The sequence below is a fragment of the Ruegeria atlantica genome, from assembly GCF_001458195.1.
Lineage (GTDB): Bacteria > Pseudomonadota > Alphaproteobacteria > Rhodobacterales > Rhodobacteraceae > Ruegeria > Ruegeria atlantica.
This window is the reverse complement of the sequence record NZ_CYPU01000024.1, coordinates 1-17,383: the sequence shown is the minus strand read 5'-3', so window position 1 is coordinate 17,383 and position 17,383 is coordinate 1. Positions and strand designations below refer to the sequence as shown.

The following is a 17,383-nucleotide window of genomic DNA, read 5'->3' as shown; positions in this document are numbered from 1 at the left end:
GCATGCTCGAAACAGACCCCAATTCCCGTAAAATTGCCGTCATCGGTCTGGGTTATGTCGGCCTGCCACTGGCAGTGGCTTTTGCCGGGCTGGGCGCGGTCATTGGGTTTGATATCAACGCCAAACGCATTGACGCGTTGCGCGCGGGGCAGGATAGCACTCAGGAAGTTGACCCCAATGATCTGAGCGCTGCGACAGGATTGACCTTTACTTCGGAACCTTCCGATCTGGCGGGATGTGATACCTTTATCGTGACGGTTCCAACGCCAATCACGGCGGGCAAACAACCGGATTTGTCGCCCTTGCTGAGTGCGTCCGAGACGGTCGGGCACATTCTGAAAAAAGGTGACCTTGTGATCTACGAGTCCACGGTCTATCCCGGCGCGACCGAGGAAGACTGTGTGCCAGTGCTCGAACGGGTCTCCGGTCTTAAATTCAACAGGGATTTCTTTGTCGGATACAGCCCGGAACGGATCAATCCCGGTGATAAGGCCCATCGCATCTCGGACATTTGCAAGGTCACCTCGGGCTCGACACCCGAAGTTGCCGATTTGGTAGATGCGCTTTATGGCCGGATTATCGCGGCAGGTACACACAAAGCGGAAAGCATCCGCGTAGCCGAAGCCGCGAAAGTTATCGAAAACACTCAACGCGACCTGAACATCGCGCTGGTCAATGAATTGGCGATGATTTTTGGACGCCTGGGCATTGATACCGATGCCGTTTTGCGCGCAGCTGGAACCAAGTGGAATTTTTTGCCCTTCCGTCCTGGCCTGGTCGGCGGGCACTGCATCGGCGTCGACCCTTATTACCTGACACATAAGGCAGAGGCGGTCGGCCATCATCCACAGATCATTCTGGCCGGGCGACGCCTGAACGACAGCATGGGCAGCTATGTGGTGTCGCAACTGGTGAAGCGGATGACTCGCGTCGGGATTGACGTCGGATCGGCGCGCGTGCTGGTCATGGGGCTGACATTCAAGGAAAACTGCCCGGATCTGCGCAACACCAGGGTCGTCGACATCATAGACGAACTGAAGGATTACGGTATTGAGGTAGATGTGCATGACCCGCACGCCGATGCCTCCGAAGCACAGGTCGAGTATGGCATTTCCCTGGTCGACACCCCTAAGGAACACGCCTATGACGGCGTCGTTTTGGCCGTCGCACATCGAGAGTTTTTGGATGTAGAGCCCGCGCAAATCAGAGCGTTCGGAAAAGACACAAGCGTGGTCTTCGACGTCAAGTCGGTCCTGCCGATAGAGGCCAGCGACCTTCGCCTTTGAGCACAAAAGAAAACCGGCGCGTATGAGCGCTGGTTCTTTATTTCTTACCCGCCGAAATCGTCAAGCATGATGTCTTCGCGGTCCACGCCCAGATCCAGCAGCATGTTGATGACCGACTGGTTCATGATTGGTGGGCCACACATATAGAACTCACAGTCCTCAGGCGCAGGGTGGTTCTTGAGATATTCTTCGAACAGAACGTTGTGGATAAAGCCGGTGTAGCCTTTCCAATCGTCCTCTGGCTGCGCATCCGACAGGGCAACATGCCATTCAAAGTTGTCGAATTCCTCGGCCAGAGTGTCAAAATCCTCGACAAAGAACATCTCTTTCTTCGAACGCGCGCCGTACCAGAAGCTGATTTTGCGGTCGCGATTTTCCAGACGCTTGAGCTGGTCGAAAATGTGGCTGCGCATGGGCGCCATACCGGCGCCACCGCCGATAAAGACCATCTCTTTCTGGGTGTCGCGGGCAAAGAATTCGCCAAACGGGCCCGAGATGGTGACCTTATCACCCGGTTTCAGGTTGAAGATGTAGGACGACATCTGACCCGCTGGGATACCCTCGGAACCAGGAGGTGGCGAGGCAACGCGGACGTTCAGCATGATCATGCCTTTTTCGTCCGGGTAGTTGGCCATTGAATACGCGCGCTCGATCGGTTCGTTCACAACCGATTCATACTGCCACAGATTGAAGCGGTCCCAATCTTCGCGGTATTCCTCTTCCACGTCGAAATCAGTGTATTTCAACGCATGCGCAGGGGCTTCGATCTGGATGTATCCGCCAGCGCGGAAATTCACGTCCTCGCCCTCGGGCAGATCCAGCGTCAGCGCTTTGATGAAGGTTGCCACGTTTTCGTTCGAGCGAACCGTGCATTCCCATTTTTTGACACCAAAGACCTCTTCAGGAACTTCGATGTTCATGTCCTGCTTGACCGCAACCTGACAGGACAGGCGATCGCCGCAAGAGGCTTCGCGCTTGGTGATATGGCTTTCTTCGGTAGGAAGGATTGAACCTCCACCTGAATGCACACGCACACGGCACTGCGCACAGGTGCCACCACCACCACATGCGGACGGCACGAACAACTTCTCAGCCGCCAATGTTTGCAGCAGTTTGCCACCTGCAGGAACGGAAATGGTTTTTTCACCGTTGATAGTGATGTTCACATCGCCGGTCGATACCAGTTTCGAACGGGCGGCCATGATGAGGGCCACCAAAGCGACAACGATCAGGGTGAAAAGGACGACGCCTAGGCTAAAAGTTTCCATTCGTCCCTCCTTACAGCTTCACGCCCGAGAAAGACATGAAGGCCATCGCCATCAGTCCCGCGGTGATGAAAGTGATGCCAAGGCCCTGCAAGCCATCCGGAATATCCGAGTACTTCAGCTTTTCACGAACACCCGCCATAGCGGTGATCGCCAGTGCCCAGCCAAAGCCCGAAGACACACCATAAGTGGCTGCTTCGGCAAAGTTATAGTCACGCTCGACCATAAACAGCGATCCGCCCAGAATGGCGCAGTTCACTGTGATAAGCGGCAGGAAGATCCCCAGCGCGTTGTAGAGCGGCGGGAAGTACTTATCCAGAACCATCTCAAGGATCTGCACCATCGCCGCGATCACGCCAATGTAGGAGATCAGACCAAGGAAGGTCAGGTCCACATCAGGGAAACCCGCCCAGGCCAACGCACCGGGCTTCAGCAGATAACTGAGCAGCAGGTTGTTCGTGGGAACGGTGATCGCCTGAACGACCATGACCGAGATGCCCAGACCCAGCGCGGTCGAGATCTTCTTGGATACGGCGATGAATGTACACATCCCGAGGAAGAAGCTGAGTGCGAGGTTTTCAACAAAGATGGCCTTCACGGCCAGTGAAATCAGACCTTCCATCAGTGGGCCTCTACCTGCTGAATTTTGTATTCACGTTCTTCGACCTGGTTCGGCTTCCATGTGCGGAAGGCCCAGATGATCAGACCGATGATAAAGAACGCGGACGGCGGCAGCAGCAGCATGCCGTTGGGCACGTACCAGCCACCATTGTTGACGGTCTGCAGAATGGTGACGCCAAACAGCGACCCGTTGCCGAACAGTTCGCGAATGAAGCCAACAAGCAGCAGGATCAGACCGTAGCCCATTCCGTTGCCCAGGCCGTCAATGAAGGACGCGACGGGCGGGTTCTTCATCGCAAATGCTTCGGCGCGGCCCATCACGATACAGTTGGTGATGATCAGGCCGACAAAAACCGACAAGGTTTTGGAAATCTCAAAGGCGTAAGCCTTGAGAACCTGATCCACCAGGATCACCAGCGACGCGATGATCACCATCTGTACGATGATCCGGATCGAGCCCGGGATCTGGTTGCGTAGGCAGGAGATGAAGAAGGACGAGAACGAGGTCACGAAGGTAACCGCCAGCGCCATCACGAAGGACACCTGCAGCGAAGAGGTCACCGCCAGCGCCGAACAGATACCCAGCACCTGCAGTGTGATCGGGTTGTTGTCGACAAGCGGGTCGACCAGCATCTCTCTCTTGGTCTGGGACATCAGAAATCTCCTGCTTGCAGTTTGGCCAGGAACGGAGCGAAGCCCGCATCACCCATCCAGAATTTCACCAGGTTATCAACACCAACCGAAGTCAGCGTGGCACCGGCCAGCGCATCTACATAAAAGTCGGGGCCAGCGGCAGGTTGCGACTTGGATACTGTGATCTGCAGATCACCGGCATCATCCCGCAGCTTCTTGCCGTTCCACAACGCTTTCCAACGCGGATTGTCCACCTCGGCGCCAAGACCGGGGGTTTCGCCGTGCTGATAGAATTGAAGGCCGTAGATATCGTTGCCGTTGTTTTCCAGCGCGATAAAGCCATAAAGCGTCGACCACAGACCATAGCCGTGCAGCGGCAGGATCACCTTGTCCAACTCGCCGGATTCGTCGCGCAGCAGGTAGACAACACGGTACAACGCCTTGCGACCAATACCAGCCGGGTCATCGTCCAGCGCGACGCTCAGCTCTGGATCGCTTGCGGCGGCCAGGTCATCGAATGTTGCCGGATCGAACTGGTCGTCGACGAACTCACCCGTCGAAAGTTCAACAACGTGCGGCTCGAATGCGGCGAACGCCTCAGACACGTCGGTGCCGGGTTCATAAACACCAGCTACCTGCAGAACGTTGATCTGCTTGTCCTTCAGCGCGTTGGCTTCCTGGACCGGGCGCAGGCTTACGGCTGCGGCTGACACAACCATCGAGGCCACCAGACAAACGGCGACGGCGATAAAGATCGTTTTACCGACCGAGTCCGGCGAGGCCGCCAGAAACTTGGCAATCGCGCCCTTGGGTTCTGGGGATTGCGTATCAGACATGGCGACGCGCCCTCCGTTTGATGTTTGCCTGAACGACGAAGTAGTCGATCAGCGGTGCAAAGACGTTACCGAACAGGATTGCCAGCATCATGCCTTCGGGGAAAGCGGGGTTCACCACACGGATCAACACAACCATGATACCGATCAGAGCACCGTAGATATAACGGCCCATGTTGGTATGGCTGGCTGAAACGGGCTCGGTCACCATGAAAGCCAGACCGAAAGCGTAACCGCCGACGACGACGTGCCAGTACCATGGCATCGCGAACATCGGGTTGGTATCCGACCCAATGAGGTTGAACAGCAGCGTCAGACCTATGGTCCCAGCCAGACAGCCGACAATCAGTCGGAAATTGGCGATGCGGGTCGTCAGCAGGAATGCCAGGCCGATCATACAGGCCAGCGTTGATGTCTCACCAAAGCTGCCCTGCATCTGACCCAGAAACGCATTCCACCATGTCAGCCCCTCAGTGGCCAACGCCTGATATCCTTCCGATGCGGATACCGACAGCGCCGTCGCGCCTGAAAAGCCATCAACCGGCGTCCAGACCGTGTCACCCGACATGTTCGCCGGGTAGGCAAAGTACAGGAACGCACGACCAACAAGTGCTGGGTTCAGGAAGTTCTTGCCAGTGCCGCCAAAGACTTCTTTACCGATCACCACCCCGAAGATGATGCCCAACGCAACCTGCCAAAGTGGCGTAGATGCGGGCAAGATTAGCGTGTAAAGCATGGAAGTTACAAGGAAACCCTCGTTCACTTCATGGCCGCGAACAGTCGCAAAGATGACCTCGAAGATACCGCCTGCAACCAGAGTGACGATGTAAATCGGCAGGAAATACATCATCCCGTGCATCACATTGGCAAAGATGCTGGCGGGGTTCAGCGAGATACCGAACATCTGCAGGATGGCGATCCGCCAGCCAGTGGCTGAATCGGGTCCAAGCGCGGCAATGGCCGAGTTTGCCTGAAAGCCGGTATTGTACATTCCCCACAGGATACAGGGGATCGTGGCGATCACGACATAGGTCATGATCCGCTTCATATCCACGTAGGACCGCGCATGGGGTGCAACGGAGGTTACGGTTTTCGGAGTGTAGACGAAGCTTTCGACCATCTCGTAGATGGGGAAATACTTCTCGTACTTGCCGCCCTTAGTAAAGTTCGGCTCGATCCGGTCAAAGAAGTTGCGCAAACCCATTCGGATCAGCCCTCCTTTTCAATCTTTGTCAGGCAGTCGCGCAGCGCCAGCCCATATTCATATTTCGCCGGACAGGCAAAGCCGATAAGGCCAAGGTCCTCTTCGTCCAGCTCCAGCGCACCTAGCGCCTGTGCAGTATCGGTATCCATTACCAGCAAAGCGCGTAGCAATTGCGTCGGCAAATAGTCCTGCGGCATCAACTGTTCGAATGTACCGGTCGGAACCATCGCACGGCGTCCACCATTCAGATTGGACGTGAATGCAAACAACTTCTTGGCAAAGGCCGAGCCAAGAACCGGCTGAACCGCGTATTTCGACGGCATCGGAAGAATCCAGCCCAACGTATGCTGATCATGGTCTTCGCGGATGATGCTGATCTGACGCGCGAAACGGCCCAGGTAAGCTTGTGGCCCCTCTGCATGACGGCCCGACAGGATCGAGCCCGAGATCACACGGGCCGTGCCGTCCACATTGATTTCGTCACGGGTCAGATCATCGGTCGATGCCCCCATGACAGTGCGGATCAGGCGGGGCTGACGCGCGCCGGGGCCTGAAAGGGCAACCACGATGTTCGGATCCAGATGGCCGGTTTGCATCAGACGGCCAATCGCGATGACATCCTGATAGCCGATTGTCCAAACCTGCTTTTCACCGGCCAGCGGCTCAAGGAAGTGGATGTGGGTTCCAGCCAGGCCTGCGGGGTGCGGTCCGGAAAATGCTGCGGTTTCAACACCCGGAACGTCGGCGCCCGGCAGGGCTGCGCCCTCATTTTGGCACAGATACGTCTTGCCCTCGGTCAGCTTGGCAACTGCGCTCAGGCCGACAGCAAAGGCGTCACCTGCATCTTGGATAATGATCGCCGCATCAGCGGCCAGAGGCTCACTATCCATCGCGGTCACGAAAATTGCTGTAGGCTTGGTACCCGGTGCGGGCATCTTGGAATAGGGCCGCGTGCGGAAAGCGGTCCACAGGCCAGCCGCACATAGACGTTCGGTCACACCCTCGGCGGTATCGGCGTTGCCCACAGCCGAGAAATCCAGACCTGTGTCATTGACGTCCGAGACTTCGATTACGACGCTCTGCAACACCCGACGCGCACCACGGTTGATGGCCACGATCTTGCCGCTGAGCGGGGCGACCATCATCGCCTCGGGCACGTCCTTGTGGCAAAACAACGGTGTGCCCCGCTGAACCTCTTCACCCTCTTGAACCAGCATGCGCGGTTTCAGGCCCAGATAATCAGCCCCCAAAACCCCGACAGACCTGAATTCAGGACCCGGTTGGATCGTCTGCTCTGGCGCGCCTTGCACCGGCAGCTCCAACCCTTTTTTCAGTTTGAAAGTTTGCATGTCGCTACTGTCTTCCAAGCCTCTTTCCTGCAACACATCGTTCCCACCACTGCATAGTGGCACAAAACGATCTGTATGTGGGAGCCTGAGAGCAAAAAAGGCGCATAGCACCCGTTTTCATTCCAAGCTTCGTTTTGATCACGGTCCCTTTACGCGGGGATGTTGCCAAACGCAAACCCGTTGCCGCCTAAATTGCCGATAATTTGTCAAATTAACTTGAAGGGCTGCATTTTGGACCTGTTGAAATTGCATATCGCACCCGCAACACTTCCGGTGTAAGCACCCGGGATGGAACCAAACAACGATTTTGAGATTTTTCTGGTGGCAACGCCCGGCCTTGAAGCCCCGCTGCATGCCGAAGCGGTCGAGCAGGGATTCGCAGATGCAAAGCCGGTACCCGGCGGCGTCACTTGTCGCGGAGGCTGGCCTGAAGTCTGGCGCGCGAACCTGTGTCTGCGTGGCGCGAACAAAGTTCTGGTGCGATTGGGCGGGTTTCCCGCAGTTCATTTGGCCCAACTGGATAAACGGGCCCGAAAATTTCCCTGGGCCGAATATTTGCGCCCCGATGTGCCCGTCAAAGTCGAAGCGACAAGTCGCAAATCCCGAATCTACCATGCAGGGGCCGCCCGGCAACGTATCGAAGTGGCAATTACGGAAACTCTGGGCGCACCGGTCTCGCCCGATGCGGCCGTGCGCGTCCTGCTGCGCATCGAAAAGGACCTGTGCACATTTTCGATCGACAGTTCCGGCGAGCCTTTGCACAAACGCGGCCACAAACCGGCTGTCGCCAAAGCCCCGATGCGCGAAACGATGGCGGCAATGTTCCTCCGAGAGTGTGGATTTGATGGGTCTGAACCAGTTCTGGACCCGATGTGCGGCTCTGGCACTTTTGTCATTGAAGCCGCCGAAATCGCGCTGGGGCTGCGCCCCGGCCGTACCCGCAACTTTGCCTTTGAAAATCTGCCAAGTTTTGACCCCAACGCCTGGTCCTCGATGCGCCAGCAACAACCTTTGGCCAAACCGGACGTGGTTTTTCATGGCTCAGACCGCAATAGCGGAGCGATTGAGGCCTCGACCAAAAACGCTGACCGGGCCGGGGTTGCCGATTTCACCATGTTTCAGACGCGCTCGGTCAGCGACATAAAACCCCCGTCGGATGCCGCAGGTCTTGTTATTGTCAACCCACCCTATGGTGCCCGGATCGGGGATGAAAAACGCCTGCGATCCGTTTACGGCAGCTTGGGCAAGGTACTGCAAACCAAGTTCAAGGGCTGGCGTATCGGTATCGTGACCAGCAACGCAGGCCTGGCCCGATCCACCCGCCTGCCGCTGTTGCCCCCCGGGCCAATTGTGGACCACGGTGGCACCAAAATCCGACTGTATCAAACTGGTGTTTTGACCTGATCCGATGCCCGGGAACGACGAAGGCAATTCGCACAAACGACACGGAAACCCCCCTTGCACATCCAAAAATGCAAGTATAGATCACGCGCCACGGTCGGAGTGTAGCTCAGCCTGGTAGAGCACTGTCTTCGGGAGGCAGGGGTCGGAGGTTCGAATCCTCTCACTCCGACCAAATTAACTGCTTGATGTGCAACAACATCTCGAAGCAGTTGCACACAACGTACGCGCGTTGTTCGTCTGATCGCTGCACTTCCGCTGCACTCAACACGCCAACCGCACGCAATCTGCTACACCAAGCACGTCCCCTATCGCACAAAGAGAAATGCGAGATGGCGACGATCAACAAGCGACCGAGCGGCAAATGGCAAGCGACGGTACGACTTGCAGGCCGCAGTACGAGCAAGACATTCACCAAGCGAGCCGACGCCGTGAAGTGGGCGAGAGTTGTTGAGACTGAAGCCGAACGCACTGACAGCGTGAGCCACCGCGCGTTGGCAGGTGCCGATACAGCAAATGCGTTTACTTTGGCATATGCCCTACGTCATTTGGCAAACGAGCAAGTTGGCGAACGCTGGCGGCTGCACGCACTGGCAAGAACACAGGTGGCAAAGTTGCGCATCAACGTGCTGACTCTCGATGACTTCGCACAGTGGCGTGACCAGCGCATGTTAGATGCCAAGCCATCAACTGTGGTGCGTGAATTGTCACTTATGCAGACTGCCATCGACAGGCAGCTTGGCGAGTATGCCGACAGTCCCGCAAACCCGGTACGGCACTTGAAACGGCCACGCGTTGTTGACCGACGCGAGCGCAGACTAACAGATCGTGAATGGCAACGGTTGCTTGATGCTGCCGGTGAGTGTTTGAACCCATTGATGCGGCCCCTACTCGTGCTGGCACGCGAGACAGCGATGCGGCGGGGCGAGTTGCTGTCTATGGAGTGGCGCAACGTTGACCTTGAAGCATGCACCGTGTTGCTACCGAAGACCAAGAATGGACACGCTAGACTGGTGCCACTGTCGCCACAAGCAGTTGCCATTCTTGCCAAGTTGCACCGCAACGATGAACGCGTACTGCCGATGACAGCAAACGCGGTAAGGCTGGCTTGGCAACGGTTGCGTGCCCGTGCTGGCGTTGCCGACATAAGACTGCACGATCTGCGTGCGCAAGCCGCGACGGACAAGCTACTCGACGGTTGGTCGGTGGCCGAGGTGCAGGTTTTGACCGGCCACCGAGATGCTGGTGTGCTGCTCGAACGATACGCGAGACTTCGTGCAACGGACGTGGTTGCGAAGTTGCACGCACAGGGCGCAAGGGAGTGACACTGTAAGCAGATGCATACACTTCATATTGTACCATAAACGTTGTAAAAGACCTAAAAAACACAATATATAGATTTCTGGGGCTTGACCTTTGGTCTGTGATGGACTATGGTGAACTCTGATAGCAAGTGCCACTACGGCTGGACCTCAAGCCAGACTGAATGCCCTAGCTCGGAAGCACCAACGAGACCGGTGCCAGCAACGCACTGCAACACGCGTTTAAACATCCGAGGCTATCGACTTGCACGACAACATTTTCCTAACAACCCAAGAACTCGCTGATCGGTGGAAGGTCAGTGCCAAATCGCTTGCCAACGCACGCAGCGCATCCAAATCGCCTGTACCTTACGTCAAGATCGGCAACTCCGTTCGTTACCGGCTGTCTGAGGTCTGCGCGTTTGAACAGCGCAACTTGACCGGAGAGGCAGGTCGATGAACGTACTTACGGACCAGTTGGCTACGCTCGATGTGCATCCTGACGACCGGGATATTCTTGACCGTATCTTAGAAAGGTTCGAACGCGTTACGGCTGACGGGTGCATCGTGTTGAGTGGAAACCACGGAGACAACAGTAGACCTCAGATCGGTAGTGGCAGAAGCAAAATGCGCGTAGCTCGATTTATCGTCGCCTGCCGTGATGACCTAAACATGCGCGACGAGTGGGACACTCGGCGCACATGCAACAACCGCGCTTGCGTCAACCTTGATCACCTGCGGCATGGTACAAGGCAGCAGAACGCACTTGATCGTTTTGAACAGGGTACCGCGCCTGTCGGTGATCATGCGCCAAACGTGAAACTGACCGCCGAACAAGTTTGGCAGGTGTTGGACATGGTCAACGCTGGAAGCATGTCACTGACCGATATCGCACAACGGTTCGAGTGTAGTCTGACTACGATCAGCAACATCAAGCGCGGGCACACTTGGCGGCACATCCGGGATGCTTGGCAGGAGAACGTCCACAGGTCCCCAAGGGGCGGCTCCGCCGGGGTCGAGGTCGGTTCCACGGGAGGGCAATCTGATGGCCGTTGACTGGCGCAGATGGGTTCTGCGGGATGTGATTCAAGCGCTACCCTGCAGGCGCTTCGAGATCAGACTGATCACGCAGCCAACCGACGGTACACAAGGCCGATGCATCAAGACGTTGATACTATCGCCGGACGAGATGATCAGCCAGTGGAAGCTGTTTGGCGGATTGTCGGCAAAACGGCTGAACGTGTTCATGCGACCCGTCGGCGGTCCGATGCACGTGTTGCTAGACTTGGATACGCCAGACACGCTCGATGAAGTACGCAACCTGATGGCCTTAGACGGCATCACGCCATCGCTGGTCGTTGAGACATCGCCGGGACATGCGCAAGCGTGGTGTTCACTTTCGGGGCGTGACCACAGCGTCGAAGTTCACAGAGCGGCATGCAAGATGTTGGCCGAGCGCTATGGCGGTGACCCCGGAAGTGCGAAGCCATCCCAACTCGGCAGACTTCCCGGCACTAGGAACCCCAAACCAAGTCGCGCGCTGTCAGAAGGCAAGCCACCTTTAGTTACTGTGAAGCGCGCAAGGTTTACGCCATCGCCGCGTTTACTTGCCGACGCAGAGGATCGAGCAGCGCAAGACGTGCAAGATGCCCCAGATATCGCGCATGTGCGCGGTTTTGCGACTACTTGCGACGGTGATAGCCGCCGAGAAGTTGCTTCGATGTTGGCCGAAGCGCTCTCACGGCATGGCGGTGATCGGAGCGGTGCTGACTTCGAGGTTGCGTGTGTGATGCTCCGTGCCGGTGAGAAGGCCAAAGAGCGCGAGGCTCGGAAGACAGGAGCAGGTGTTCAGTACGTTCAGTTGGCTATTCAGCGGGCGATGACTGCGACCGGCATCCGTCCAATGCAGGAGGCAGAAGCTTGATGATAGCCCAGATCGACATACGAGCCGTTCTGACCGCTTGGCTACGGGGGTTCACCCTGACCATCGTGGGGGATGCCAGGGCGATTGTGATGTCGCTAATTGCCGAGGCTAAACTTGCCTGCAAAGCCGAAGCGATAGACCGGATGGAGGCAATAGGATGACGGAAGAAACCTCTGATCCGAAATGTTACGGGGGTGGTCGTGCAAGGGCAGATAGAAGTGTCGCCCAAACTCCTTTTCCCCAAACGACCACCCCTGTAACAAACGCAGATCGGTGGCTGAACCGGGCCTTAGACGAGCGGAGACTAACTCTGCCGCTTCTGCCTGCCTTAGCCTACCTCGACGACCAAAAACGCCCCCGCCTGACGCCAGACTGCCGGGTTGTCGGTCACAACGTCGTTCTGATGTCACAAGCGCAGATGCAGTACGCAGTCGTGTTGGCCGCCGGTGTCCCTGCGATGCAGGTGTTAGGTTGCATCACGCTTGATCTGATCTGGTGCGCGAACCGTGAAGTTAAGCAGTTGGCAGAACGCCCACGCAAGAGCAGCAGAGGCAGTGCGCGAGTCGAACGCAAACCGGGCCGCGAGATAGAAGTTGACGATGCGATACGATGGCCGAACACGGTGCCGTCAAGCTGTCTCGTGTTACACGATGCATCGCCGTCCGGCTTCATGCGTCGACTGCGGCGGATCGAACGCGAACCATTGCGGCAGGCATTGATGGACGGCACGGGACCCTTCGGCGGATGGGATAACGACGCAGACGAGGCGTTCGATGCTACCTTTGATCGATTCGAAGCAATGATGCCTGACGAGGTGGCGGTGGCCAAAGCACTTGACCAACTGGAGCGCACAAAGACGATCAAGCGCCCAACCCATCGCAACCTGATCGTGTTGCCGCAGCGGCTGATGCAGGCAAACCCTGCCGTGGCAACGCAGGTGCAGGCTTTCCTAACTGCAGCGACGATGAACGATGGCGCGCAGTCGTTCGGGCAGAATATCGCGGAGTCATTAGAACCGGTGCCGCAGAAGCCTAGGAGTAAGCTGACACGTAAGGAGAGGCACATTGCAGACCGACAAGAGTTGCTGCTGCAGACAGACCGCGCGGACGCAGCAGAAGCACGCATCGCAGAGTTGGAACAGTTGCTTCAACAGATGCAGCCAGTGCCGGACGTGCCAATGGGCGGCGACGTGACTGATGATCGCTCGCTGACAGCACCAACGCAAGGAAGGAGGAAAACGAGATGACAAACCGAGCGAAGAGACGCCAGACAGCAGCACAAGACAAACCGCATTTGCAGCAGTCAGCCGAGTTGCACGCGTGGAGACGGCTCGAACAGATCAAGCAGGCCGGTGCGCAGGTGCCGTTGTCGAACAACGGGGCCGCACGTGCGCTCGCTACTATCTCCCCACCAGCACGTCGGTTGTTGTTTGGCATGGTTGTTGTGCACGCAGATGCGGGTGCCGGGCAGTGTGTGTTTGAGCAAGCGGTAACAGCGATGGGTGGCAAAACGCTGACGTGGCAGGTTCTCGACGAGTTACATGCCGCTGGTTTGATGCGCTTCAACGACCTCGGAAACCACGAGATGCATCCGTTGTTTGGTAGCATCGCACATCGGTTGTTTGAGTTTGGTCACGATGCAGATGGCGGAGGCAATGGTGTTGAAGTAGGAACGAACTCTTCGTTGCATGATAAACGGGGCCACGTGGTCCTAGCGAGCAGTTCAATCGGCTAAGCTTGGCTACAAGCCCCGCAACCGATCCCGCCGAAGGCGTCCGAAGGGACCTGTGCACCGTCATTACTCGACGAACGGCAACCTCTCAAACTTCGAGCGAGGAAGTATCGTAGCAGTCACAGTGATGCGTGTACCGGTTCAAACCTATGAAACAAGGGGATGCACACTTGCTGAAAACTGCAAAAGTTCACGTTTGGTGCGCTCAACGACGTAGCCCTTTGCACAACGCTGCCAAAGGGTGCCGATTGGTAACTTCGTGGTGCGAACGATCGAGCTATGCCGCAGACCCATCGCGCGCCTCACGCATTGCCCTGTTGAACATGTGCTTGATCACTCGCTCGCGCACGTCCTCGTCCTGCATGAAGATATTTTTCATCTCCGCATCACTACCGAACGACTTGATCGCACCCATGAAGTACGCCTGCTTGAACGCGTTGAAGACGACATCAGGCGCGTTGTTGCGAAGCATCTCTGTTAGGTCATCGTCCATGATGTTTTGCTTTACGCCTTCGTAGCGCAGCATGTTAGCCTCGGTGAAATCAGTGCCATGTCGGTCGTTGAACGCCTTGACGATTTCCGACAGTTCTTTCTGCTCGTCCTCAGTGTACGGTTTCGCGCCGAACTCTTCGATGGCTTTCAACGCTAAATGATCGCCCGGTGACAACGACGCGTCGCTGCGTTTCTTTTCTCCGATCTTGAACTTTTGCAGTGTCAGCATGTCGTCAGTTACTTCGATCTCGGGTGTAACGTCGCGGTCTGGCGGCATGCGCACCAGCCATGACAGATACACGTGTAGTTTCTCAAGCCATGTGTCCGCGAGGTTCATCACCTGCGAGACGAAAGTGTAAAACCGCAGGTAGCTGCGGCACAGTTGTCGGAACTCTTCCTGCCGCCCTTCGTCATCCTCGATCTCAAACCGACCCACGGCTTGTTTGACCAAACCCTGCGACATGGCGCGATCACCGCCGCCCAACTCGCCCTTGAAGAACGTTGCCGCAAACTTTTCGATCTCGTCGCGGTCAAGCCGGCCAAACGTCATCAACCGACCCTCAAGTACAAAAAAACTTCGGTTAGATCGGTTATCGCTTGAAGTTCTGTAACCTCGAAGTACGGGCGGAACGCAGTTTGGATTTCCTCGATGGTATTCCGAAAGTCGAGCACGAACGTCTTCTTGTTTGGCTCGATCGGTTTCAAACAAGACAGCGTCGGCACCACTATCAACCCGCCAACTTATTGTCGACATGAATGGCGCACGGTCGGAGTTCGTCAAAAACAATTTGCTACTTCTGCCAAACCGCTGAAGTCTGGTGAGCAGTGCCTTGTTAAATATTCACTACTACTTTCTGACAAGACATAACGTCCCAGCCTGACCTCGGGGACGGAACGGAGGGTTACCCTGCGTTCCTAGTAACGGCAGTTTGCTATTGCCGCTTCGGATGGCTAGCCGTTGGGCAAAACGAAAAGAGCGACCGATACACAGCCGCTCCTAGAGTTTGCTTGAAGTATCAAGTTCTACGAGCAAGCCGCTTTCGCCGACCTAACGCCACAAGTCCCCCAATACCGCCAATTAGCAGCCAACCAGCAGCAGGAAGAGGTATGGGACTCGGGCTAGCAACGTAGACTGACAAGTTCGAGAGCCCTGCAGTATTTTTTCCGTTAGGAGTGAGGATCTGCCCACTAAGGTCCCAAGTACCGAAAAAGCCCGGTGTCTTAGGGATCCAAACGCCCCAATCGTTAGCGCCTTTCATTAAGATGGCATAAATCGAACCCGCTACCGGTGAGGAAATACTCCAAAGCCCCGAAGTTTGGCCCACACCAGTGGCCGTGTTAGTGTCATTCCTAACGGTAAAGTTAGCGTTCGTTAAGTTTCCTTCTTCGATCTTTCCGAGGGAGTTCCAAAATAGCGGGTCAACTATTCCTGCGTCTGCGGCAGCACCGTTCAGCCCAACGAGGATTTCTGCCGAGCTCGGCTGACCGTTCTGATTTATTATCCCATAACAACCAGCAGCAGAATCTGCGGGTGTGTTAGTCGTCTGCACCGCGGCAACGTTGCACGGTCGTACTGTACTTGCCGTCGCGCAATTCGACCAAGCGATTAGAGCCGCAACACCAAGCATTCCCATCTGAGCAACTAATCTCATATTACCCCCTAAACCATACCCAAACGTTAATCTAAAAGGCTATCCTACATTATTTTTGGTCGAAATCCAATTGCACCATGGAAAATCTTAAACCAAGTCCCTCGGTATAGCTTCTTAACGCGCCCCACAGCATACCAATTTGCCTAAGGTGCTTCGGGAAATCAATGAACAGGAACCCGTCGAGAATGATGTAGCAAACGTTGGGTTAGAACTTAGTGATGTCGCCGATCAGGTTGTCATGCAACTGACCCGGTTCCGGTTCTTGCCTCTTGGATCTGTCGCAAGCGAAGCGTGACAGGTTTTAGACCTTCGCATTGCAGTTGACCGAGCCAAACGACATTATTTCCGGCGTTCCATCATCAAAGCGGCCGGGCAATGCATCGAAGGAGTCGAGCATGCTATACTTCATGTCAGCAAGGATGCAGTCGAAACACTGGTTCACTGCGAACGGAAGTAGATAGTTTATCACACTCGGACTGCCTGAAGTCACTGCGCAGTATCTCTGCGATGGTCCTTACGAACGAACTGATACTGCTCACCTTGGGATCGGCCATCAACCCTACCTCTCCGCTGTGCTTTGTTGTGTCGTGTCAGCGGATACACCACAGAGTCGTGTAAAATTTAAACAGTGTTGTTTTGGATGACCAGACGTGCTGCTGCACGTAGCAGACATCGTTGTACGCTCCCAGTTCGCATCAAGGGGTGAGCGACCGACATCCCCGCGCACAGCATGGCATCAATTACCCCATGTTTGGTTTAGGCTGGGGGATGTTGCGCGTATCGAGGTGGGCGGTTCAGTGCGGCACGCAGAACGTACATCGTGACGGCGCAGCCAACATCTTCGTATCGGTGCTTGTTTGGTCAGCGTCATCGAAATGTGCCGCTGGCTGCACTTCCGCTGCGATGCGCTGCACTCTGCTCCCATCAAGTGCAGCGGTGCCCCAAGCGATGCGTGCGAAGCATGTTGCAACCTGTGTCAATGCGTGCGACCGTCAACATACTGACAACACGGACGTTCTTGCGCTTGTAGATGACGTGCAGTGCGTGTCAGCGACAGACGAAAAGCCGACCAAGCACTGTCTTCGGGAGGCAGGGGTCGGAGGTTCGAATCCTCTCACTCCGACCAACTCAACTGCTTGATGTGCAACAACAACTCAAAGCAGTTGCACACAACGCAAGCGCGTTGTTCGTCTGATCGCTTTGTTCAGCCCCACTTGTGTGGTCCAAGTTGATTGTTAGTGCATGACCGGCCTTTGGTCCATTTGAACGATGGTTTCCGGGGCCGGCGGTTTGTGTCCCAGAGCACTGTGCGGGCGTTTTGTGTTGTAGTGTTTCCTCCATTCTTCGATCAAAATCTGCGCTTCTCTTAGATTGTAGAAGACTTCTCCATTCAGGAACTCATCTCTGAACCGCGCATTGAAACTTTCACAGTAACCGTTCTCCCATGGGCTGCCTGGCTCTATGTATGCGGTCTTTGCTCCAACTGCATTGATCCAGTCTTGCACCGCCACGGCAATGAACTCAGGGCCATTGTCGGAGCGAATGTAGCTTGGCACACCGCGTATGATGAACAGGTCACTCAGCACGTCGATGACATCGCTGGAGTTCAGCTTGCGGTCCACACGTATCGCCAAGCACTCCCGGCTGTACTCATCGATGACGTTGAGCGTGCGGAATGCCTTTCCGTCATC

Annotated in this window: 17 protein-coding genes and 1 tRNA gene; 9 read left to right on the top strand and 9 right to left on the bottom strand. The window is 56.0% G+C overall.

Going from position 1 to position 17,383, the window contains the following annotated elements:
• The first annotated feature begins 2 nt into the window (after positions 1-2).
• Complete coding sequence (gene tviB / locus RUA4292_RS08025) at positions 3-1,286, top strand: Vi polysaccharide biosynthesis UDP-N-acetylglucosamine C-6 dehydrogenase TviB (protein ID WP_058277142.1); 1,284 nt, start codon at positions 3-5, stop codon at positions 1,284-1,286.
• Between the two features lie 44 nt (positions 1,287-1,330).
• Here tviB and nqrF read toward each other — a convergent pair whose 3' ends face one another.
• Genes nqrF through RUA4292_RS07995 form a run of 6 tightly spaced genes read right to left on the bottom strand, consistent with a single transcriptional unit; the run spans position 1,331 to position 7,191 of the window.
• The gene (gene nqrF / locus RUA4292_RS08020; RefSeq protein WP_058277141.1) at positions 1,331-2,554 is read right to left on the bottom strand and encodes an NADH:ubiquinone reductase (Na(+)-transporting) subunit F; all 1,224 of its coding nucleotides are present in this window, start codon (positions 2,552-2,554) and stop codon (positions 1,331-1,333) included.
• Positions 2,555-2,564: 10 nt separating this feature from the next.
• Entirely contained in the window at positions 2,565-3,173 is a 609-nt protein-coding gene (gene nqrE / locus RUA4292_RS08015) for an NADH:ubiquinone reductase (Na(+)-transporting) subunit E (protein WP_058272100.1), read from the bottom strand.
• Positions 3,173-3,826 (bottom strand): NADH:ubiquinone reductase (Na(+)-transporting) subunit D, encoded by a 654-nt coding sequence (locus tag RUA4292_RS08010; RefSeq protein ID WP_058277140.1) that lies wholly within the window; start codon positions 3,824-3,826, stop codon positions 3,173-3,175. Before RUA4292_RS08010 ends, nqrE begins: the two co-directional genes overlap by 1 nt.
• The gene (locus RUA4292_RS08005) at positions 3,826-4,641 is read right to left on the bottom strand and encodes a Na(+)-translocating NADH-quinone reductase subunit C (RefSeq protein WP_058277139.1); all 816 of its coding nucleotides are present in this window, start codon (positions 4,639-4,641) and stop codon (positions 3,826-3,828) included. The genes RUA4292_RS08010 and RUA4292_RS08005 overlap by 1 nt, the downstream gene beginning before the upstream one ends.
• Positions 4,634-5,842, bottom strand: a complete 1,209-nt coding sequence (locus RUA4292_RS08000) for an NADH:ubiquinone reductase (Na(+)-transporting) subunit B (RefSeq protein WP_058277138.1) — start codon at positions 5,840-5,842, stop codon at positions 4,634-4,636. Before RUA4292_RS08000 ends, RUA4292_RS08005 begins: the two co-directional genes overlap by 8 nt.
• A 5-nt stretch (positions 5,843-5,847) precedes the next feature.
• Complete coding sequence (locus tag RUA4292_RS07995) at positions 5,848-7,191, bottom strand: Na(+)-translocating NADH-quinone reductase subunit A (RefSeq protein WP_058277239.1); 1,344 nt, start codon at positions 7,189-7,191, stop codon at positions 5,848-5,850.
• Between the two features lie 288 nt (positions 7,192-7,479).
• Between RUA4292_RS07995 and RUA4292_RS07990 the strand changes: the two genes are divergently transcribed.
• The 8 genes from RUA4292_RS07990 to RUA4292_RS07955 all read left to right on the top strand — a co-directional run bounded on the left by RUA4292_RS07990 (position 7,480) and on the right by RUA4292_RS07955 (position 13,551).
• A complete protein-coding gene (locus tag RUA4292_RS07990; protein WP_058277137.1) occupies positions 7,480-8,595 on the top strand; it encodes a THUMP domain-containing class I SAM-dependent RNA methyltransferase in 1,116 nt (371 codons plus the stop codon).
• A gap of 95 nt (positions 8,596-8,690) precedes the next feature.
• A tRNA-Pro gene (locus RUA4292_RS07985) sits at positions 8,691-8,767 on the top strand.
• A gap of 157 nt (positions 8,768-8,924) precedes the next feature.
• Entirely contained in the window at positions 8,925-9,917 is a 993-nt protein-coding gene (locus RUA4292_RS07980; RefSeq protein WP_058277136.1) for a site-specific integrase, read from the top strand.
• Between the two features lie 432 nt (positions 9,918-10,349).
• Positions 10,350-10,949 carry a helix-turn-helix domain-containing protein gene (locus RUA4292_RS24430; protein WP_058277134.1) on the top strand — a complete coding sequence of 200 codons (600 nt, stop codon included), beginning with the start codon at positions 10,350-10,352 and terminating at the stop codon, positions 10,947-10,949.
• Positions 10,939-11,817, top strand: a complete 879-nt coding sequence (locus tag RUA4292_RS07965; protein WP_058277133.1) for a DNA-primase RepB domain-containing protein — start codon at positions 10,939-10,941, stop codon at positions 11,815-11,817. The genes RUA4292_RS24430 and RUA4292_RS07965 overlap by 11 nt, the downstream gene beginning before the upstream one ends.
• Positions 11,817-11,978 (top strand): hypothetical protein, encoded by a 162-nt coding sequence (locus RUA4292_RS24740; protein ID WP_158506985.1) that lies wholly within the window; start codon positions 11,817-11,819, stop codon positions 11,976-11,978. The genes RUA4292_RS07965 and RUA4292_RS24740 overlap by 1 nt, the downstream gene beginning before the upstream one ends.
• Positions 11,979-12,220: 242 nt before the next feature.
• Positions 12,221-13,063, top strand: a complete 843-nt coding sequence (locus RUA4292_RS07960; RefSeq protein WP_058277132.1) for a hypothetical protein — start codon at positions 12,221-12,223, stop codon at positions 13,061-13,063.
• A complete protein-coding gene (locus RUA4292_RS07955; RefSeq protein ID WP_058277131.1) occupies positions 13,060-13,551 on the top strand; it encodes a hypothetical protein in 492 nt (163 codons plus the stop codon). Before RUA4292_RS07960 ends, RUA4292_RS07955 begins: the two co-directional genes overlap by 4 nt.
• A gap of 274 nt (positions 13,552-13,825) precedes the next feature.
• Here RUA4292_RS07955 and RUA4292_RS07950 read toward each other — a convergent pair whose 3' ends face one another.
• The 3 genes from RUA4292_RS07950 to RUA4292_RS07940 all read right to left on the bottom strand — a co-directional run.
• Positions 13,826-14,590: a hypothetical protein gene (locus RUA4292_RS07950; RefSeq protein WP_058277130.1), complete on the bottom strand. Its 765-nt coding sequence runs from the start codon at positions 14,588-14,590 to the stop codon at positions 13,826-13,828.
• 466 nt (positions 14,591-15,056) lie between these two features.
• Positions 15,057-15,299 carry a VPLPA-CTERM sorting domain-containing protein gene (locus RUA4292_RS25215; protein ID WP_233493392.1) on the bottom strand — a complete coding sequence of 81 codons (243 nt, stop codon included), beginning with the start codon at positions 15,297-15,299 and terminating at the stop codon, positions 15,057-15,059.
• Positions 15,300-16,927: 1,628 nt separating this feature from the next.
• A partial coding sequence (locus tag RUA4292_RS07940; protein ID WP_145974897.1) for an integrase core domain-containing protein occupies positions 16,928-17,383 on the bottom strand: 456 nt, incomplete at its 5' end.